This window comes from Frankia sp. AiPa1, assembly GCF_023243075.1.
Lineage (GTDB): Bacteria > Actinomycetota > Actinomycetes > Frankiales > Frankiaceae > Frankia.
The window spans coordinates 1-18,734 of the sequence record NZ_JALKFZ020000137.1; the positions used below are offsets into that span (position 1 = coordinate 1).

The 18,734-nt window shown below is 69.1% G+C and carries 17 protein-coding genes; 5 read left to right on the top strand and 12 right to left on the bottom strand.

Translation table 11 applies throughout. From position 1 onward, the window contains the following. The coding region (locus MXD95_RS14100; protein ID WP_518455672.1) for a hypothetical protein at nucleotides 1-378 on the top strand (378 nt) is incomplete at its 5' end. On the opposite strand, the gene nifK is transcribed toward MXD95_RS14100, so the two are convergent. From nifK to nifV, 4 genes are all read right to left on the bottom strand, one after another. Further along, complete coding sequence (gene nifK, locus MXD95_RS14105) at nucleotides 360-1,922, bottom strand: nitrogenase molybdenum-iron protein subunit beta (RefSeq protein WP_250641068.1); 1,563 nt, start codon at nucleotides 1,920-1,922, stop codon at nucleotides 360-362. The genes MXD95_RS14100 and nifK overlap by 19 nt on opposite strands. Before the next feature lie 309 nt (nucleotides 1,923-2,231). Continuing rightward, nucleotides 2,232-3,692 (bottom strand): nitrogenase molybdenum-iron protein alpha chain, encoded by a 1,461-nt coding sequence (gene nifD, locus MXD95_RS14110; protein WP_250641069.1) that lies wholly within the window; start codon nucleotides 3,690-3,692, stop codon nucleotides 2,232-2,234. Between the two features lie 53 nt (nucleotides 3,693-3,745). Then, nucleotides 3,746-4,609 carry a nitrogenase iron protein gene (gene nifH / locus MXD95_RS14115; protein WP_250641070.1) on the bottom strand — a complete coding sequence of 288 codons (864 nt, stop codon included), beginning with the start codon at nucleotides 4,607-4,609 and terminating at the stop codon, nucleotides 3,746-3,748. 242 nt (nucleotides 4,610-4,851) lie between these two features. Then, nucleotides 4,852-6,069: a homocitrate synthase gene (nifV, locus tag MXD95_RS14120; RefSeq protein WP_250641071.1), complete on the bottom strand. Its 1,218-nt coding sequence runs from the start codon at nucleotides 6,067-6,069 to the stop codon at nucleotides 4,852-4,854. Nucleotides 6,070-6,921: 852 nt separating this feature from the next. Between nifV and MXD95_RS14125 the strand changes: the two genes are divergently transcribed. Continuing rightward, complete coding sequence (locus MXD95_RS14125; RefSeq protein WP_250641072.1) at nucleotides 6,922-7,359, top strand: hypothetical protein; 438 nt, start codon at nucleotides 6,922-6,924, stop codon at nucleotides 7,357-7,359. Nucleotides 7,360-7,574: 215 nt separating this feature from the next. Here the strand turns inward: MXD95_RS14125 and MXD95_RS14130 are convergent, their stop codons facing one another. The 6 genes from MXD95_RS14130 to MXD95_RS14155 form a co-directional block, all read right to left on the bottom strand. Further along, a complete protein-coding gene (locus tag MXD95_RS14130) occupies nucleotides 7,575-7,982 on the bottom strand; it encodes a TOBE domain-containing protein (RefSeq protein WP_250641073.1) in 408 nt (135 codons plus the stop codon). A gap of 1,803 nt (nucleotides 7,983-9,785) precedes the next feature. Beyond that, nucleotides 9,786-12,074 (bottom strand): squalene--hopene cyclase, encoded by a 2,289-nt coding sequence (gene shc, locus MXD95_RS14135; RefSeq protein WP_250641074.1) that lies wholly within the window; start codon nucleotides 12,072-12,074, stop codon nucleotides 9,786-9,788. Between the two features lie 232 nt (nucleotides 12,075-12,306). Further along, nucleotides 12,307-13,155 carry a TetR/AcrR family transcriptional regulator gene (locus MXD95_RS14140; protein WP_250641075.1) on the bottom strand — a complete coding sequence of 283 codons (849 nt, stop codon included), beginning with the start codon at nucleotides 13,153-13,155 and terminating at the stop codon, nucleotides 12,307-12,309. Between the two features lie 404 nt (nucleotides 13,156-13,559). Next, the gene (locus tag MXD95_RS14145; protein WP_250641076.1) at nucleotides 13,560-14,177 is read right to left on the bottom strand and encodes a cysteine hydrolase family protein; all 618 of its coding nucleotides are present in this window, start codon (nucleotides 14,175-14,177) and stop codon (nucleotides 13,560-13,562) included. Between the two features lie 81 nt (nucleotides 14,178-14,258). Further along, complete coding sequence (locus tag MXD95_RS14150) at nucleotides 14,259-14,546, bottom strand: hypothetical protein (protein ID WP_250641077.1); 288 nt, start codon at nucleotides 14,544-14,546, stop codon at nucleotides 14,259-14,261. Between the two features lie 134 nt (nucleotides 14,547-14,680). After that, entirely contained in the window at nucleotides 14,681-14,905 is a 225-nt protein-coding gene (locus MXD95_RS14155; protein ID WP_250641078.1) for a hypothetical protein, read from the bottom strand. A 1-nt stretch (nucleotide 14,906) separates the two neighbouring features. On the opposite strand from MXD95_RS14155, the gene MXD95_RS14160 reads away from it, so the two are divergent. Next, nucleotides 14,907-15,068 (top strand): hypothetical protein, encoded by a 162-nt coding sequence (locus MXD95_RS14160; RefSeq protein WP_250641079.1) that lies wholly within the window; start codon nucleotides 14,907-14,909, stop codon nucleotides 15,066-15,068. Here the strand turns inward: MXD95_RS14160 and MXD95_RS14165 are convergent. Next, nucleotides 15,038-15,817, bottom strand: a complete 780-nt coding sequence (locus tag MXD95_RS14165) for a MerR family transcriptional regulator (RefSeq protein WP_250641080.1) — start codon at nucleotides 15,815-15,817, stop codon at nucleotides 15,038-15,040. The two genes, MXD95_RS14160 and MXD95_RS14165, sit on opposite strands and share 31 nt — an antisense overlap. Before the next feature lie 512 nt (nucleotides 15,818-16,329). Between MXD95_RS14165 and MXD95_RS14170 the strand changes: the two genes are divergently transcribed. Continuing rightward, the gene (locus MXD95_RS14170) at nucleotides 16,330-16,941 is read left to right on the top strand and encodes a hypothetical protein (RefSeq protein WP_250641081.1); all 612 of its coding nucleotides are present in this window, start codon (nucleotides 16,330-16,332) and stop codon (nucleotides 16,939-16,941) included. 89 nt (nucleotides 16,942-17,030) lie between these two features. Here the strand turns inward: MXD95_RS14170 and MXD95_RS14175 are convergent, their stop codons facing one another. Beyond that, complete coding sequence (locus tag MXD95_RS14175; RefSeq protein ID WP_250641082.1) at nucleotides 17,031-17,846, bottom strand: helix-turn-helix transcriptional regulator; 816 nt, start codon at nucleotides 17,844-17,846, stop codon at nucleotides 17,031-17,033. Nucleotides 17,847-17,951: 105 nt separating this feature from the next. Here MXD95_RS14175 and MXD95_RS14180 point away from each other — a divergent pair, with 105 nt between their 5' ends. Further along, on the top strand, nucleotides 17,952-18,539 hold the full coding sequence (locus MXD95_RS14180; RefSeq protein WP_250641083.1) for a class I SAM-dependent methyltransferase: 588 nt from the start codon (nucleotides 17,952-17,954) through the stop codon (nucleotides 18,537-18,539). The last annotated feature ends 195 nt before the right edge of the window (nucleotides 18,540-18,734 follow it).

An 18,734-nucleotide genomic window follows, 5' to 3' on the forward strand; every position in this document is an offset into this window, starting at 1 on the left:
GGGGGGGGGGGGGGGGGGGGGGGGGGGGGGGGGGGGGGGGGGGGGGGGGGGGGGGGGGGGGGGGGGGGGGGGGGGGGCGGGGCGGGGGGGGGGGCCCCCCCCCCCCCCGCCTGGGGGCGGGGAGTCGGCACGGGTGCGGCCGCGCGGGCTCGACCCGCCGGGAAGTGGTCGGCCGACCGCTGGGAGCACGGTGGGTGCGGCCGGCCGACCACGTCTGGCCCCGGGGACGACCCTCGGCGGCGGGCCGGTGGTCGTCCGGTGGCGATCGGCGGTGCTAGCGCGGACCGCGGCTCGGCGGCCCGCTGGACGGCGGACGCTTCGTCACGATCGACGGACCGTCGCCGCCAGCGGGCGTCGGGTCAGCGGACCGCGTCGTAGCTGTGCGCGGGGGCGTTGCGGTCGAGCTCGTCGAGGATCGTGTTGACGAGACCGGTGAGCAGGTGCAGGCCGCCGGCGTAGCCGACGATTGGGAACCGGTGCAGATGGTGCCGGTCGAAGATCGGGAACCCGACCCGGAACAGCGGCGTGTTCGACTCGCGGGCCATCCACTTGAGCTGCATCGACCCGATGAGCAGGTCGACCGGCTCGGTGAAGATCAGCGAGCGCAGGTGCCAGAGGTCCTTCTCCGGCCACACGGTCGCCGCGTCGCCGAACTTGCTGGCGGAGAGCGCCTTCTCCATCCGCGCCTTGAACGTGCTGTCGGCGTTCGTGGACACGATGTGCACCGGCACCATGCCGAGTTCCAGCACGAACCGGGTCAGTGCGACGACCAGGTCCGGGTCGCCGGCGATGGCCACCCGCTTGCCGTGCACGTAGGCGCTCGAGTCGGTGATCGCGTCGACCAGCCGGCCGCGCTCGACGCTGAGCTCCTCGGGGACCTTGACCTCGGCGGTCTTCGCGACCGCGGTCACGAAGGCGTCGGTGCCGGTGACCCCGATCGGGGTCTCGAGCGTGATCAGTTCCTGCTTCCAGACGTCCCGGATGAGCTCGGACGTGCGGCGCAGGGTGGACTCCTGCAGGTTGAAGCTCGCCCGGCTGAACTTCGCCTGTGCGCCCTCGACGAGGGTGGTGCCACCCGGGTACAGCTCGTACTCACCGTTGGCCGGGGAGTCGAGCGACGCCGAGTGGTCGCCGAGGATGACCGGCTCGACGCCCATCAGCTCGAGCATCCGCCGGTACTCCCGGTGGTTGCCGACGTAGGTGTCGAAGCCGGGGATGATGTTGAGGCGGACCTTGTCCGACTTCTCGATCTTCGACGCGTCCGCGTCGGGCGACTTCGACAGCGAATCGAGGATGCCCTTGAGCATCACGTCGTAGCCGTTGATGTGCGAGCCCACGAAGCTCGGGGTGTGGGCGTACGAGACCGGGAAGTCCTGGCTGATCGCCTCCTGCTCGCGCGCCGCGCCGATGTAGGCGAACAGGTCCTCACCGATGACCTCGGCCATGCAGGTGGTGCTGACCGCGATGTGCTTCGGCTTGTAGAGCGCGGACATGTTGTCCATCGCCTCGACGAGGTTGTTGATCCCGCCGAACACCGCGGCGTCCTCGGTCATCGAGGTGGAGGCGGCGGGCACCGGCTCCTTGAAGTGCCGGGCGAAGTGGCTGCGGAAGTAGGACACGCAGCCCTGCGAGCCGTGGACCAGCGGCAGGGTGCCCTCGAACCCGAGCCCGGCGAGCACCGCGCCGAGCGGCTGACAGGCCTTGGCCGGGTTGACGGTCAGGCCTTCCCGGGCGAAGTTCTTCTCCCGGTACTCCCAGGTGCGGGTCCACTGCAGGACGCGCTCGACCTCCTCCTTGGAGGCCCCGTCCTCGAACTCGCGCTTGTTCTCGAACTGCTGCTGGTAGACCTCGTCCCGGAAGACGTCGTTATGGTCGAGGACCTGCAGTGGGATCGCGCTGGTGTGCTCGGGCGTCGTCGTCACCGGACGTCCTCCTCTCCCCTGTGGGGCTGGCCCCGGGGGGATCCGCGTCCCCGGCGGGGCGTGATGCCGGTCGTGGCAGCCGCCAGCACCCGCTCCGATCACTCGGACGGTCCAGGTTTCACGTGGATCATCGGATCGGTGTCTCACGTGGATCATCTGGATCATCTGTGTCGCGGGGTACCGGGTCGCTGGCGGCTGCCCTCGGCCAGACCTGGCTGACTACTGCTGCCCCGGGCTGACGGCTATCGCTGGATCGCCGTGCTCCCGGGGGTACCGCGCGTGAGCGGCGGTAGAACTGGCCCCAGGGGACTAGGCGACGTCGCCGGACTTCGACCAGGGCGCCTCGAGGAGGTCCCAGGTCGGGCTGTTGACGGCCTGGTCCATGTCCCGGGCGAAGACCGCGAAGCCGTCGACGCCGTGGTACGGCCCGGAGTAGTCCCAGGAGTGCATCTGCCGGAAGGGGATGCCCATCTTGTGGAAGACGTACTTCTCCTTCACCCCCGCGCCCATCAGGTCGGGCTTGAGGTGCTTGGCGAACTCCTCGACCTCGAACGCGGTCGGGTCGTCGTAGAGGACGACACCTTCCTTGAGCATGCCGTAGGTCCGGGTGTAGTCGTCCTTGTGGGCGAACTCGTAGCCGGTCCCGATGACCTCCATGCCGAGGTCCTCGTAGGCACCGATGGTGTGCCGGGGGCGCAGGCCGCCGATGGCGAGCATGACGCGCTTGCCCTCCAGGCGCGGCCGGAACGCCTTGATGATCTCGTCAAAGCGCACCTGGTAGCGAGCGATCGCCGCCTCGGTCTTCGCCTTGATCTCGTCGTCGAAGAACTCGGCGATCTTACGCATCGAGGAGATGATCTTCGACGGGCCGAAGAAGTTGAACTCGGTCCAGGGAGTGTTGTAGCGCTCCTCCATGGTGGTGCAGATGTAGTTCATCGAGCGGTAGCAGTGGATCAGGTTGAGCTTCGACAGGTGCGTCGAGGCCATCTCGTTGATCGTGCCGTCGCCGGACCACTGGGCGATGACCCGCAGGCCCATTTCCTCGAGGATGCGCCGGGAGGCCCAGACGTCGCCGCCGATGTTGTAGTCACCGATCAGCGCGACGTCGTAGTCGGTCTGGGTGAAGGTGCCCTTGCCGGTGCCGAGCACGTGGTCGCGGACGGCGTCGTTCGCGATGTGGTGCCCGAGCGACTGGCTCACGCCACGGAAGCCCTCGCAGCGGACCGGGATGATCGGGAGGTCGAGCTTCTTCGCGGACTTCTTCGCCACGGCCTCGATGTCGTCACCGATCAGACCGATCGGGCACTCGGACTGGATCGAGATTCCCTTGGCCAGCGGGAACAGGTCGACGATCTCGTCAAGGACCAGCTCCAGCTTGGCGTCGCCGCCGAAGACGATGTCCTTTTCCTGGAAGTCGGTCGTGACCTGCATCGCGGTCCAGTTGTTCACGCCGAGGTGGCCGTGAGCGTAGTTGCGCCGCGTCGCCCAGGAGTACTGGCCGCAGCCGACAGGACCGTGGCTGATGGTGACCATGTCCTTCACCGGTCCCCACACCACGCCCTTGGAGCCGGCGTAGGAGCAGCCACGGATCGTCATGACCCCGGGGCGGGACTTGATGTTGGACTTGACCTCGCACTCCTTCGACCCCTCGGGGTCGTTGGCCTTGATGTGCTTGGCCCGGAACTTCGCGGCCTTCTTCGGGTACTGGGCCAGGACGTCGGCGATCATCGCCTCGGTCTCGGCCCGGGTCGGTACCGGCGTCGTCGTCATGATCGGGACCTCATCCTCGACGGTGGGCGGAAGCAAAGAGTCGAAGGGAAGCGTCAGGCGACCGCGGCGGCCTTGCCGATGATGTTCTCGTCCTCGACCTCCATGATTCCGAAGTCGATCAGCAGCTGCTCGAGCTCGTCCATCTCGATCGGGGTCGGGATGGTCTTCATCTCGTTGTTGATGATCTTGTTGGCCAGCGTCCGGTACTCGTTGGCCTGCTCGTTGTCCTTGTCGTACTCGATGACCGTCATCCGGCGCAGCTCGGCGTGCTGCACGACGTTGTTACGCGGGATGAAGTGGATCATCTGAGTGTTCAGGCGCCGCGCGAGCTCGATGATCAGCTCGTCCTCGCGGTCGGTCTTGCGGCTGTTGCAGATGAGGCCACCGAGGCGGACACCGCCGGTGTGGGCGTACTTGAGGATGCCTCGGGCGATGTTGTTCGCCGCGTACATCGCCATCATCTCACCGGAGGTGACGATGTAGATCTCCTGCGCCTTGCCCTGGCGGATCGGCATCGCGAACCCGCCGCACACGACGTCACCAAGAACGTCGTAGGTGACGAAGTCGAGGTCCTCGTACGCGCCGGCCTCCTCCAGGTAGGTGATGGAGGTGATGACGCCACGGCCGGCGCAGCCCACACCCGGCTCCGGGCCGCCGGACTCCACGCACTTGATGCCCCACGCGCCCTCGACCAGGACCTCGTCGAGCTCGAGGTCCTCGACCGAGCCCTTCTCCGCCGCGAGCTGGATGACGGAGGTCTGGGCCTTCGAGTGCAGGATGAGCCGGGTGGAGTCGGCCTTGGGGTCACAGCCGACGATCATGACCCGCTGGCCCGCCTCGGCCATGGCCGCCATGGTGTTCTGCTGGGTGGTGGACTTGCCGATACCACCCTTGCCGTAGAACGCGATCTGGCGCATGTGGTGTGCTCCTCCTAGGAGAACGGTCGTCCGGCGCGCGGAGCACCGCGGGTGGCCAGGCCGATCGGGCCGGCCACGGAATGCGGGTCCGCGGACTGCCGGACGTGCCGCCGGTCGGGGTGGACCGGGACGTCGGCACTACCGTTGGTGCTTCTGGCCCGAGCCCATGTACTCGGCTGCGCGGGGCGCTGCCGAGGCTCGGACCAGTCGTGCGGATCTCCTCGGCGCGAGTGCGCGGTCGGTCAGACCGGTTCCTCGTGCGTCGGAATCCCCGCTCGGGGGGCCGGCATCTCGACCCGCCCGAGAAGCTCATGGAAGTCGCGGCTGACAAGGCCGCGCTTGTACTGGGTCGCGGCGATCCGGACCTGTTCGACGAGCGGTTCGAGCTGCTCCTCGGCGGCGGTGATGCCGCACTGCTCCAGCGCGTGCCGCACGCCGGCACGCCCGCTGTGCTTGCCGACGGTGAGCCGGCGGCGGCCCCCGACCTCGGCCGGGTCGAACGCCTCGTAGGTCGCCGGGTGGCGCAGGATGCCGTGCACGTGGATGCCCGACTCGTGCGCGAACACCGACTCGCCGACCACCGCCTTGCCCGCCGGCAGCGGACGGCCCGCCGCCCGCGACACCAGCCGGGCCAGAGTGCGAAACGAGGTGGTGTCCAGGTCGACGGGGAGCTTCAGCAGATGCCGAAGCGCCATGGCGACCTCCTCGATGGGAGCGTTCCCGGCGCGTTCACCCAACCCCAGCACGGTGGTGCTGACCCAGGTGAACCCCGCCTGGACGGCGGCGATGGTGTTGGCCGTCGCCAGGCCGAAGTCATCGTGGGCGTGGATCTCCCACGGCCCCGGGACCGCCCTGACCAGTCGCCCGAGCCGGTCGTACGCGCTCACCGGATCGAGCAGGCCGACGGTGTCGGCCCAGCGCAACCGGGTGACGCCCAGCTCCCGCAGTTCACCGGCCAGGTCGATGACGAACGAGTCGTCGGCGCGGGAGGCGTCCTCCATGCCGACGCTGACCCGCATCCCCCGGTCGGTCGCGTCCTTGACGCAGTCCCGCACCCGCAGCCGCGCCCAGGTCCGGTCCCGCTCCAGCTTGCTCTTGAGGTGCAGGTCGGAGACGGGGATGGTCAGGTGCGCGGTCACGAGGCCGCACGCGGCCGCGGCCTCGACATCGCGGTGGTCGGCCCGGCACCAGCCCACGATCTCCGCCTGCGGATCGGTGGCGAGGATCTCTCGCAGCACGTCCCGCTCGCTGACACCCATCGCCGGGATACCGGCCTCGATCTGGTGTACGCCGATGGCATCCAGAGCGGCGGCGATGGCGAGTTTCTCGGCCGCGGTGAATGCGACGCCGGGCGCCTGTTCACCATCGCGCAGTGTCGTGTCGCAGAATCTGACCACCGCGTCCGCGGGCATCGCCGTGGGGGATGAGCTGGGAAAACGTTCGTCTCGCACTGTCATCACCAGCCGTCGCTCCGGATGAGAAGACCATGGGCCGCGCCGCGAACTGCGGTTCACCGTTTGTTCGGCGGCGACATGAATCAGACTAGGAGGCGATTATTTCGCGCCCGCAAGCGCGGGTAACTTCCCGGTTAACAGGTATTCTTCGCGGATGACCGAGAGCTTTTATGAAGTGATGTCGGCATGGATATCTGCAAAGAAAAACCTAAGATTGAGTTTTTCCCGCGGCAGGGAGTGCCGAGCGTGGTGACACGACCGGGCAGGGCTCTGACCACCACCTCGGGGGTGATCGGAAGTGGAGCTGCGAGGGCCCGCGGCCGAGACTTTCCGCGGGCCGACCGGCCACGAAGGCGAAATAGTGATCCCCGGCCTGGCATTGGCGCGTGCAGACGCCCGAATCCCCCGCCGACCCGGCCCGAACAGCCGGTACCGGCGTCGAATGATGTTACGGACGAGTGAACCGCGGGAAGACCTTCGATCGTCCGGACCCATGTCCGCCGATGCGTCGGCGCGAAATAGTCGGCACGGCCGAACGACGCCACCGTCGGCCTGTGCAGCAAGGGTTAACGATATCGAAACTCCCGGAACCGATCGGCGAGGTTGTCCCCGCCCGGGGGCCTCGGATATCTTATGGATAAGAAAAAAGACCGGCCGATTCGGCGGCCACGTCGGTAGGGACGTCGAGAGCGATGTCGGTGGTCATCTCCACCGGCGTTCGTGCTGGCAGCCGCGCCGGCGCGCGGCGGACGCCAGCACGGCGCCGCGCAGTGGTTTCCCACCCGGGAGGCGAAAGGAGCTGGGTGTGTCGGTGCACGTAGACACGGGGTACGTCGGTTGCCAGCTGGGATGGTAGAGATGTCGGAGGCGCAGATGATCGGTGTGCCGACCGACGCTCCCGGGACCTGGGAGGATCTGCGGGCGGCCGTGGTGGGCAACAACGGGATTTTCCGCACCACCATGGGCCATCTGCGGGAGATCGGTGGCTACGGCCGGCTGGGCACGAACGTCCGGCAGGTCCTCAGCCGCAATCTCGCCGGGATCGGTCTGGGGCATCTGCCCGTGGAGCTACCCGCCTATCAGGAGAAGGAGATCCTGCTCTTCCAGTACGGCACCCCTGCGGCCGAGATCGTCGAAGCGCTGCGCGAAGGCGCCTCGGACGGCGCCGAGACCGCGCTCGTCCGGCTGAACTCCTCGCAGGACATCGCCAAGGTGCGCGACGCCTCACTCAAGGCGGTCGAACTGCTGTCCATCCTCAGCGACCGCTGCCGGGACTGTGCTCGCCCGTTGCCCTAAGCAGGGCCCGCTGCCTGCCCTGACCAGCGGCTCGCCCGTTGCGCCAGAGCAGGACTCGCCGCTTGCCCCAAGCAGGGCTCGCCCGTAGCGCCAGGGCAGGGGCCCGCCCGTTGCGGTAGGTCTCTGTGGCCGGCCTGTCCCGTCCGTTGCGCCGGGCCGGAGCCGGATGCGTCGCCACGCATCCGGCCCGGCCCGACCGGTTCCGGCGTGCCTGATCAGCGTTCCTCCGTCAGCTCGACGACGACGCTGGTCGACTTCACCGCGCTGACCACGAGCGCTCCCGGTTCCAGCCCGAGCGCGTCGGCCGCCTCCCGGCTCATCAGCGACACCACCCGGTGTGGCCCGGCCTGCACCTCGACCTGCGCCATAACCGGGCCCCGCACCACCCGCGTGACCAGGCCTGGAAAACGGTTACGAGCGGACTCCGCGATTACCGGCAGTCCCGCGGCCTGCTGCTCGGCAGCCAGCTCCTCCGCGAACGCGGCAAGGACGGCCCCGTCGATCGCATAGCGCCCCGGCTGATCCGTGATCAGTGCAATCCGGCCGCCGTCCGCCCAACGACGCACCGTGTCATAGCTGACACCCAGCAGCGCGGCTGCTTCCTTGATCGAAAAGCTCGGCATAGTTCAGGCTACCGACAGTTGCCGACCGCCACCGCCGGTGCCCCGGCCTCCGCCCCGGCCCTGATCCCGGCCCCGGCCCCGGCCCCGGCCCCGGCCCCGGCCCCGGCCGCTGAGCCTCCAGGAGCCAGTCGATCATGCCTTGCCGGCCGCACGTCGAGTTTGGGGGCGACCCCGCCGACTCACTCCGGTCAGCCCGCCGTCATCCCCTCCCCCGGGCGAAAGTCACGTTCCGCAACGGCAATCCCGCAGCCAGACCGGCCCAAGATCCAAACAGGTCGCCGTGGGGGTGTACGCGTCCGATTTGCCCCCCGCGGCGACCTGGATAGCCGGATCTTGCCCTGCCGCCCACCGCGGACGGTAGCGGTCACGCGGTCAGGTCGCTGCCGGAGGTCGGTCAGCGACCTGACAACGCGGCCAGGCGCCCGACCGGTTCCGCGCAACCCCGCGGCCCGCGGGTACCGATCGGCATCGGGCTGCTCGTCACCTCGGCGGCGCTGTTCGGGATGACGCTGCTGGACGCGGACTCGTCCTACCTGCACCTGTGGCCGTCGCCGCTGGCGCTGGGCATCGGGATCGCGTTCGTGGCCGTCGCCTCGGCCGAGGCGATCGTCGGCAACGCCCCACACTGTCCGGGGTGGCCGGCGGCCTGCCGAGCACCGCCCATGCAGCTCGGCGGCGCCATCGCCGGAAACGGGCGTTCGGTTTCTTGCAACTCCCGAAAGCCGATCAGCAGAGCTGATCTCCGGCCCCGCTCCAGCGTCAGGGATGACCTGCCGGAATCCAGATTTCGGAATCCGGACAGCCCGGCCAGCCGCATCTGCCGCGGCCCGCCGGGCTGTCCCGTTCACGGGCACCGTACGGCTCGGTCCACCGATGCACACCACTCGTCGACACACACCCGTCCCTGGACGAGCACCGTCTTTGGGTGAGCACCGTCTTTGGGTGAGCACCGTCTTTGGGTGAGCACCGTGTCCCCACACTGGCGCCGTCCCTGGAGAGTTGCTGTCCCCCAAGACAGTGTCGACGGACACCACCCCAAAGCGAGCGCCGTCCCTGGACGGACACCATCCCTCGGCGAGCGCCGTCCCTGTATGTAGACCATCCCCACACGGGCACCGTCTCCCTCGGCGGAAGTGGAGTCCCCAGCGCGCCGGCCCCGAAGGTCGGTGGTGACGGGCCGCGAGGACGACCCGAGTCACCTTCAGTGTCCACCCGCAGCGTCGATGATCAAGCTATAGATGCTCCATGTCGCTTCTACAGGGATAAAAGTGGGCAAAAGGGGTCACGAAACCCAGTAGAAGCGACATGCCGGCCCTCTGCGGCAGGGAGATCGGCACATCGAAGATCGAGCGTTGTCGCTTTGGGTGAGCACGGCGGGCCGAAAGGATCGTGAACAACGCACTAGATGATCGCCGTCCCTGGATGAGCACCGTCCCTCGGCGGACACCGTCCCTCGGCGGACACCGTCCCTGCATGGACACCGTCCGCCGAGGCCCTGCCCCTCCGAGGGCACCGCCCGCCAGGACGCGACCTCGATGAGCACCGTCCCTGGATGAACACCGTCCCTGCATGGACACCGTCCGCCGAGGCCCTGTCCCTCTGCGGGCACCGTCCACCAGGACGCAGCCCTTCGGCGGACACCGTCCCCGCACGGACACCGTCCCTGGGTGAGCACCGTCCCCGCACGGACACCGTCCCTCGGCGGGCACCGTCCCCAGTTGGGCAGCGTGGCCGCACGCGGCAGGCCGGCGGGCTGATCACGGCGGCCCGCCGGCCTGCGGTTGATGTTCCCGAGCCGGGGCTCTACTCGAACTCGCGCAGATAGCGCCCGAGGGCCATCACCGGCCAGAGCAGCCGGTAGCCGTAGTAGTTGAGGTAGAAGTCGCCGGGGAATCCGGTGCCGGTGAAGTACGGCTCGTCCCAGTTGCCGTCCGGCAGCTGGTTCTCCGCCAGCCACCGAGCGCCCCGGTCCAGCGCCGCGACGACCTCGGGCCTGCGGTCGGCGGCCAGCAGGGCGAGCATCGCCCACGCCGTCTGCGACGGGGTCGTCTCGCCCCGACCAGCCCACGAACGGTCGTCGTAGGAACGCAGGTCCTCACCCCAACCGCCATCGGCGTTCTGGTGGGCGAGCAGCCAGTCGGCACCGGCACGCATCGCCGGATGCGTCGGCGCGAGGCCGGCCGCCCGCAGCGCCGGCATGACGTTTCCCGTGCCGTACACGTAGTTGACGCCCCAGCGGCCGAACCAGGAGCCGTCTTCCTCCTGGTGCTCGAGCAGCCACTGGATGCCCCGTTGGGTGCGCGGGTCGTCGGTCAGGCCGACCTCGGCGAGCAGCTCGACGACATGCGCGGTGACGTCGGCGGACGGCGGGTCGGTGAGTGCGCCGAAGTCACCGAACGGGATCTCGTAGACGAGCGTGGAGGTGTTGTCCGAGTCGTAGGCGCCCCAGCCGCCGTCGCTGGACTGCATGCCGAGCAGCCAGGTGACGGCGCGGTCGACCGAGGCGTCGAGTTCCTTCGTGCGCGGGTGACGCACCTTGCGCAGCGCGAGCAGCACCGCCGCGGTGTCGTCGGTGTCAGGGTAGGTGTCGTTCTCGAACTCGAACGCCCAGCCACTGGGCTCAAGGTCTGGATGGTTGACCGCCCAGTCGCCGCGCTTGTGCCGGACCTCCTGGCCGAGCAGGTAGTCGGCGGTCCGCAGCAGCGCCGGGTGGTCATTCGCGATGCCGGCGGTCTCGCCCGAGTCGGCCAGGGCGATCATGGCCAGCGCGGTGTCCCAGATCGGCGACTGCGATGCCTCGACCATCCGCGCGCCGTCCGGCAACGTGACGCTGTAATCCTCCAGCGCCTGCAACGCGGCTGTGAGCACCGGATGGTCGAGCGAGTAGCCGAGCAGGTGCAGGGCGATGATCGAATAGACGGCCGGCGGCTGGATCCCGCCGAAGCAGCCGTCAGCTTCCTGCCGGGTGACGATCCAACGCTCCGCGGCGCGGATGGCCTGGGTGCGCAGCGGCCGGACCGGCATCGAGTGGTAGCGGTGCAGCGCCTTGTCGACGCCGACGAACACCTCCCGCCAGCCGATCTTCGAGCGCAGCTTCGCCGCCCAGCCACCGTCCGCGCCTGCTGTGTTCCGTCCCGTCACGGGCGTGCCGGCCGCGTTGGTCACCGATCCCTTCACCAGGTCCTCGTCGGTCACCGCCACGGCCACGGCCGCCGCGGTGACCTCGCCAGCACCGGCGAGATCGGCGAAACCGGCAGGGTCCGCGGTGCCGGACGTACCGGTGGCCGGGCTCGTCCAGCCCGCGGGAGCGTCCAGTTCGTCGAGGTCGAACGGGGCCGGGTGCACGGGACGCAGCGCCAGGACGATCGTGAGCGGGACGATGGTCTGGCGCGCCCAGGTCGAGAACGAGTAGATGTTCAACGGCGCGCTCGGCGGCAGGAACATGATCTCCGGCGGGATGACCGGGAGATCCTCCCAGCGCCACCAGCCGAACAGCGCGAGCCAGATGCGCGTGAAAACGCGGGTTTCCGGTATTCCGCCGTGTGCGCGGATCCACCCTGCGGCGAGACGCATGTGCTCCGCGTCGATGTCCTCCCCGGCAAGCCGCAGACCGATGTACGACTCGACGGTCGCCGAGAGATCTCCGGGCCCACCGTAGAACAGCGGCCACGCGCCGTCGGTGCGCTGGCGCGAGCGGATGAACCGGGCCGACGCCTCGCTCGCCGACTCGGTGCCGATGCCGAGGAACTCGCGTAGCAGGAGGTCCTCGGCGTCCATGGTGGTGTTGCTCTCGAGGTCGAACTTCCACCAACCGGCCTTGTCCTGCCGGTTCAGCAGGTGCTCGACGGCGCGGCGCAACGTCTGACCGAGCGCGTCAGCCTGGCCGGGCGCGTCAGCCTGGCCGGGCGCGTCGGTCTGGCCGGGCTCGTCGGCGTGGACGTGCGTCCCGACCCGGCCTCGGCCGGAGGCGGCGGCATGGTCACGCGAGGCAGTCCTGGTGCCGTCGGACTGGGGGCCGGTGGATGTGGCGCGTGGACCACCCTGCTCAGGGATGGGCGCGACCGCGGCACCGGTGATCTCAGGGGTTGCCATGGAGTTTTCCTCGTACCTGTGCGAGCGGATGGGACGGGGGATCTGCCGGCGGTGAGATCGATCTGTCGGGCGGTACTGCGGACGAGATGGATTCCCGGACCGCCCGGAACGGTAGATCAGAAGTGTTCAGACCAGAACAAATCGGAAGGCGGGGACCGGCGAAGCTGATCACGTCAGCGATCAGACGGTGCCGGTCGGTACCAGACGGTCAACCGGAGGACCAGCCGGGGCGTTACGCGACGCCCGCTGCCAGAACGACCGTGGCCGGTGCATCGCGGATGGATTCGGCTGCCGACGAGGGCCCGACCCGATCGGATTCGCGGAGGAATCCACCTCGATCAGATCCAGCCGAGAGCCTGCCCGGATCAGGTCCGGGAGCAGTCCCGCCGCGGTCGGATCCGGGCGGGGGCCCGACCCCGGTGCCGCCCAGGCGGTCGAGGCAGGTCTCGACCGTGGTCAGCAGCACCCGCAGATCCGTGCTGCCGGCGGCGCACCAGGACCGGATCGCCACCTGGATCGCCGCGAGGAAGACCGCGACGATCAGCCGCGCGTCCAGCTCGGGCAGGACGCCGTTCGGGCCGAGGCCCGGGACATCGGCGCCGTCCAGGCCTGCGGATTCGGCCCCGCCGTACTCGTCGCTGCCGCCCAGCTCCTCGGCCAGACGGTCGCCCAGGGCGATCAGCCGGTGCAGGACCGCACCCGCGAGCGGCGAGGCACCGCCGACCGGAAGGAGATGATCGGCGTAGTGACGCAACGAGGGACCGTCCGGGGACATCAGCCCCCAGGCTCTGAGGGCCGCGTTGCGCAGGGCGGACAGAGGAGGTTCGTCGGCGGGTCGGCGACGCAGCGCGGCGACGGTGAGCTCGCCCATCTCCTCGAGCGGAGCCAGGGCGATGGCTTCCTTGCTGGTGAAGTAACGAAAAAGGGTCCGCACCGAGACGTCCGCCCCCGCGGCGATCTCTTCGACGGTGGTCGCCTCGAAGCCCTTCTCGGCGAACAGCTCGTGCGCGACCTCGATGATGGCCTGGCGGGTGCGGCGCTTCTTGCGCTCCCGCAGCCCCTCCGCGTGCCCTGTCGACACTGTTCCCCCCACCTGTGCGGCCCGGGCACAGCTCGGGCGACGTTCCACCTCCGGCGGCTCCTCGCCCGCAGCCCCTGCCCCCCTTGGCCGACCAGCCTCTCGCCGACGGCCCCGCACTGCAGACCGCCCGCACAGCACTGTCAACCCCAACGTGCGGTTCTCGCGTCGGTTCTCAACATACGCCGACAACCGGCAAATGGCACAGACTGACAGTTTCCTGACTACCCTCGCAGAGGGTCACAACAGCCCTCGAGACTCGAACGATAGGCCTTTGACCAGTGTATTTGCGGCTCGCCGCCGTCACCCGGTCCGAGTGTGACGCTCATCCGACGCAGCCTTGACGGCGCCCGGCAGTGCCCCAATGGCGCCGACGGCCCGATCACGATCACGCAAAGATCGCGCGATCAGACCCCCGACCCAAGGGAGGCAACCCACTCCTGCGTCGTGATGACCGAGGCCTGGCGCGGGAAGATCTTTTCGGTGAGCACGCGGTGGACCTCGTCATCCTGGTCGGCGCAGGCGTCGGCGAGGACGGTGAGCCGATAGTCGAGGTCGGCGGCCTGACGCACCGTGGAGAGAACCACCCCACTGGTGGTGATCCCGCCGAGCACGATCGTGTCCGCCCCGGCGCCGCGCAGCAGCACGTCGAGGTCGCTGCCGCTGAACGCGCTGATCCGCTTTTTGAGGACGATCGGCTCGTCCGCCCGACGCCCGAGGGCGGGATGCAGCTGCGTGGCCGGATGATCCTGCGTGATCGCGTCGCCGGAGCGCTCGGTGAGGGCGGAGAACGAGACATTGGCCGCGGCGACCTCGGGGAACCCCGGCCGGAAGGCGACCCGGACGAACAGCAACGGGATGCCCACAGCCCGCGCCGCGTCGGCCGCCCGCGCCGCCGACGCCACCACGGACCCACCAGCCCCACCCCTACCAGGCCCGTCAGCACCGCCCGCACCGCCGTCGAGGCGCTCGACGATGCCCTGCTGGAAGTCCATGAGCAGCAGAACCGCTCGGGAGTCGGCCATCGCAGCCCCCTCGTCAGATAGTCATCCCACCCTGAGCAGCCTGACCTTATCAGTCCAGGTTGATGAAAGGCCGAACGGCCCTCAGGCGGACAGCACCCGCTGGACGGCCTCGAGGCTCGCACCACCATCGGCGTTGAAGGCGATCCGTGCCGCCGGCGCGCCCGTATGCACGACGTTGACTACGGCCTCGAAGAACTCCACCAACGGCTCGGGCTTACGGATTCCCCCGCCGATGACGACCACATCCCACGGCTGGCCACCCACCGCGCGCCGCACCGCCGCCAGCGCCGACTCGTCCAGCGCGACCAGCACCTGCTCGGCGACGAAGCCGGCCGCCACCAGTCGTTCGAGACCGTAGGCGAGACCCACGTTCGACGGCCTCGGCATCAACTCCCGGCACCGCGCGCGGATCCAGCCCGACAATCAGAACGCGGGAGGCGGCCATGCCGTCAGAGTAGTTCGCTCATGACCACCCGCATGCGGCGTGGGTCCGGACCAGCCCATCACGCCAATACGTCGTTGCTCCCGGAACCGTCCCCATCGACGGGCCGACGGCGGCCGAGCCGGATGTAGGTCACAACCGCCAGCACGGCGGGGACGATGACCAGGGCGGGCCAGACGCTCCACGGAACCAGTCCGAAGGCTGCCAGCACGACGAGAACCAACTCCGCCATCACAGTCGGCAGGATCCCGCCGGCCGCGATCTTGGCGCGTGCAGAACCGTTCATGATGAACTCCCCAGCATTCTCGGTTGGATTCCTCGACCAGACGCGGCGGTTTCAGCGCGCGAACGCGCAGGAGCAGCAGGAGCAGCAGGAGCAGCAGGAGCAGCAGGAGCAGCAGGAGCAGCAGGAGCATGATCAGGGAGCGGCGCGCGCCTGGTCCAGGTAGTCGGCCAGGTCTCGCCAGGCGCCGGCGGTCGCGGCCACGTCGCCCTCTTCCCGCTGCGCGGTGTCCGCCAGTTCCTCGCGCCAGGCCGTTCGGACTGAGCCAGACAGCCTGGTGTCGCCACCGGAGAACAGCACACTTAGCTCGTCCATCCGCCGCACCAGCTTCTGCACCTGGGGCGTGCCGGGTTCGATCCCGGACACACGCAGTGCCTCGGCCCGCCGGTACAACTCCGGCCATTCGATCTCCAGGAGGTAATGGGCGGCCGGGCCCAGCGTGGCGGCGTTCTCGCGCAGCGCCGCGAGCTGATCCGGCGCGAGCCGCTGCCGGACGGCCTCGCTCGTCCCGGCCAGACCCGGCCCGCCCATCGAACGCAGGACGGCGATCAGCATTGAGATATCCGGCTCGCGCTCGGCCAGCAGGTGCTGGTGGATGTGGACAAGTCGCTGCCGCAACTCGTCGAGCGCCGCGATGGACCTCTCGATGCCCGCCAGATGGTCACCGACGAGGCGCACCGGGTCGACGCCCGCGTCGAGGCAGACCGCGATGCTGTCCAGCCCGAGCCCCAGGCGGCGCAGCACCAGGACCTGGTAAAGCCGCACCACATCCGGCTCGCCGTACTCGCGGTGCCCGGACGCCGTGCGACGCGACGGGCTCAGCAACCCGATCTGGTCCCAGTGGTGCAGCGTCCGCACGGTCAGTCCGCTCGCCTTGGCCAGCGCCCCGACCCTCCACGTCTGCTGGATCTCCATGCGGCCAGCATCGGTCCTACCGCGACGTCAGGTGCAAGCCCACGACCACGTTGGTTGCCGCACAGCCCCGGTGCCCACGGTGGACGGGCCGCCACCCCGAACCGCCTCACCGCCTCACCGCCGGCGATTCGACCATGCCGAGGGTCTTACGTGCCGTTTTGTCGCCGGCATCGAACGGCACCAGGACACCGATATTCCCGAAAAATGAATGGTCGGCACCAGTTACCCCGGCGACCGACCGCGCCTGACCGTGGTAATCCCCGCGGCGGCCGTCCCGCCACTACGAGCCAACGCCTGTCCCGCGCCCGACATTGCCCACGTGCGGGATCTGGTGAAGGATGAATCCGACGCCATCATCGGACGGCCCGACGCGCGGTTGCCATCTCCGCCGTTCCCGCTCCTGTTTCCCGGACGCCGCAGCGGAGCGGGCAACCGGGTCGCAGTCGAACCAGTGTTGACGAAAAGCAGGCATCGATGTGGGTAAACAGCTTCACGAACTACAGGAGGAACTCATGAGTCGTGGCGTGCTGGCAAGCCGGACGAGTATTCGCGCCTTCCGCGAGGGCCCGTATGTGCTTCTGGTTGCCGAGGGCGAGTTGCCCACCCCCGGATTCAACGTTGACATCGTCCCCAGCCCACTCCGTATCTTCCCACCGCAGTTCGAGCTCCGGCGCTTCGCGAAGCCAGGCATCTTTCCCCAGCATGTGACCCCGTACCGGTATCTGGAGGTGGTCCGCTTCCCCGTGGACCAACCGGTCATCACGGTCGAGCATGCCGACGGCGCGGACCGCGTCGACATTGAGCCCGTCGGACCCGAACTCGCGGTCTACGCAGCCGCCGTCCGCAGCACTACAGACGAGAGTGGCTCACCCACCGGCACGCCAGCTGGTGGCGCTGCCGCCGCAGCACCCGACGCAGCCGACACGGCCGACGAGGCCGTCGGGCTCTCGCCCAGGCTCAGCTTCGACGACGCGTTCGCGAAGGCCCTGGCCAACCTGCCACCGGCCGAGGCCACCCACCCCGACACCCTCACCCGCGTCGAGGTGAAGGAGATCAGCGGCCTGTTCGGTGGCATCGCCGGTTTCCACCATCTCCTGGTCCGCGTCAGCCGGACGACGTCCTGACCATCCTCTCTTCACCTTCTTCCTGACCATCGTCTCTTCCCTTTGCCGCGGGCCCGAGACCGGCCTGTGCGGCCGGTGGCCGGCGAAGCTCACCGTCCGGCGGGCCGTTGGACGGCCCCGGTATCGGGCAGAGCCCCACTCCCGGCATCACCACCGCGCAGGGTGCACGCTTTCCGGTAGGCGAGCGGAGTCGTACCGGTGATCTGCCGGAAGGCACGTACGAAGCCGCTGACCGAACCGAAGCCGCAGGCCATGGCAGTGGCGATCACTGACGGCCCTGGTTCGGCGAGCGCCGCCATCGCGCGCAGGATTCGTGCCCGCAGCAGGTAGCGCTGCCAGGTCAAGCCCGTCTCGGCCCGGAACAGCCGGCGCAGCGTCCGGGTGGATGTCCCGATCGAGCGGCAGAGATCCTCGACGGTCACGTCCGCCAGGTTCGCCATGGTGTAGTCGATCGCGGCGGACACCAACGGGTGATCTGAACGCGGAAGAACCAGCGCCAGCTCGTCCTGAAGCGACTCCTCGACCAGCGAGCCGATCGCGGTGAAGAACGCCGCGGCGGTCGGGCCTGCCGTCCGATCCGGATCGCCGATGGGCCACCGCGCCGCATATAAAACCATCTCCCGCAGTATGGGCGCGACCGGCACGACGCGCGGGCGGTCACCAGCCATGATTCCGAAACTCGGGTGGAAGAAGACCGACATGGTCCGCACCCGCGTCAGCGACGTGCAGTGCTCGACGCCCGCGGGTATCCAGACTGCCTGGTGCGGCGGCAGCAGATAACGGGCGGCAGCCGTCTCGACCTGTGCCACGCCCTCGAAGCAGTATTCCAGCTGATGCAGATCATGGTGGTGCCACCCGGTGACGCGCTGGTCGCCGACGTCGAACGGATATGTCCCGGCCGGCACCGCGCCGCCACCACGCACATCGCGGAATCCCGACCTGGCCGGGACCGTCACTTTCCTGGCCACGGATGCGCAGACTGCCACTGCCCGAGCGTAGATGCTGCGAACATGAACAAGCGACACCTGGAAACTCTGTCCAGCCCGGGCTGGGCCACCATGCTGCGTCAGAACCTGCTGCCCTGGGTCGAATCGATTGCCGACCTGGGCGACGACGTGCTGGAAATCGGGCCTGGGCCGGGGCTGACCACCGACATCCTGCGCACCCGCACCGCACGGCTGACCGCGGTGGAGATCGATCCGGGTCTCGCCGCAGCACTTGCCGCGCGCCTCGCCGGCACCAACGTCACGGTGATCACCCGCAGCGCGGAGCAGCTCGACCTCGCCGAGAGCCGGTTCACCGGGGCAGCCTGCTTCGGGGTGATCCACCATGTGCCGTCCCCGGCACAACAGGACCGTATCTTCAGCGAGATCCTCCGCGTCCTGCGGCCAGGTGCCGCGCTCGTCGGCTCGGACGGCTATGACAACGAGCTGACGAGACAGGCGCACATCGACGACGTCTTCGTCCCCCTCGACGCGGAGGCTCTGCCCTCCCGGCTTGCCCAGCTCGGGTTCACCGACATCCGCGTCGAGCACGGCGAATACGACTTCCGCTACGCCGCCCGCAAGCCGCCGCGCCGGATTCCGCCCGGCAGGTGAGGTGGGCCGTCAGTCCGAGCGGACCGCCCGGAGCTCCGTCAGCACGCGGAGCCTGGCCTGGGGTCCCGGTCGACGCGCGAAGCCTGGGGTCCCGGTCGGCGCGCGGCCGTGCCCGGTAGTCCGTGGCCCAGGCGGACACCCGACACCCAATCGCTACTCATAGTTGATAATCAACTACACTAAGCCATGCATCCG

Bases quoted from the DNA above. Each gene is read 5' to 3' on its own strand.
- MXD95_RS14125 (WP_250641072.1), top strand. From the start codon at position 6,922: ATGTCGGAGGCGCAGATGATCGGTGTGCCGACCGACGCTCCCGGGACC.
- MXD95_RS14130 (WP_250641073.1), bottom strand. From the start codon at position 7,982: ATGCCGAGCTTTTCGATCAAGGAAGCAGCCGCGCTGCTGGGTGTCAGC.
- MXD95_RS14155 (WP_250641078.1), bottom strand. From the start codon at position 14,905: ATGAACGGTTCTGCACGCGCCAAGATCGCGGCCGGCGGGATCCTGCCG.
- MXD95_RS14170 (WP_250641081.1), top strand. From the start codon at position 16,330: ATGAGTCGTGGCGTGCTGGCAAGCCGGACGAGTATTCGCGCCTTCCGC.
- nifH (WP_250641070.1), bottom strand. From the start codon at position 4,609: ATGCGCCAGATCGCGTTCTACGGCAAGGGTGGTATCGGCAAGTCCACC.
- MXD95_RS14165 (WP_250641080.1), bottom strand. From the start codon at position 15,817: ATGGAGATCCAGCAGACGTGGAGGGTCGGGGCGCTGGCCAAGGCGAGC.
- nifD (WP_250641069.1), bottom strand. From the start codon at position 3,692: ATGACGACGACGCCGGTACCGACCCGGGCCGAGACCGAGGCGATGATC.
- shc (WP_250641074.1), bottom strand. From the start codon at position 12,074: ATGGCAACCCCTGAGATCACCGGTGCCGCGGTCGCGCCCATCCCTGAG.
- MXD95_RS14145 (WP_250641076.1), bottom strand. From the start codon at position 14,177: ATGGCCGACTCCCGAGCGGTTCTGCTGCTCATGGACTTCCAGCAGGGC.
- MXD95_RS14180 (WP_250641083.1), top strand. From the start codon at position 17,952: ATGAACAAGCGACACCTGGAAACTCTGTCCAGCCCGGGCTGGGCCACC.
- MXD95_RS14160 (WP_250641079.1), top strand. From the start codon at position 14,907: ATGAACTCCCCAGCATTCTCGGTTGGATTCCTCGACCAGACGCGGCGG.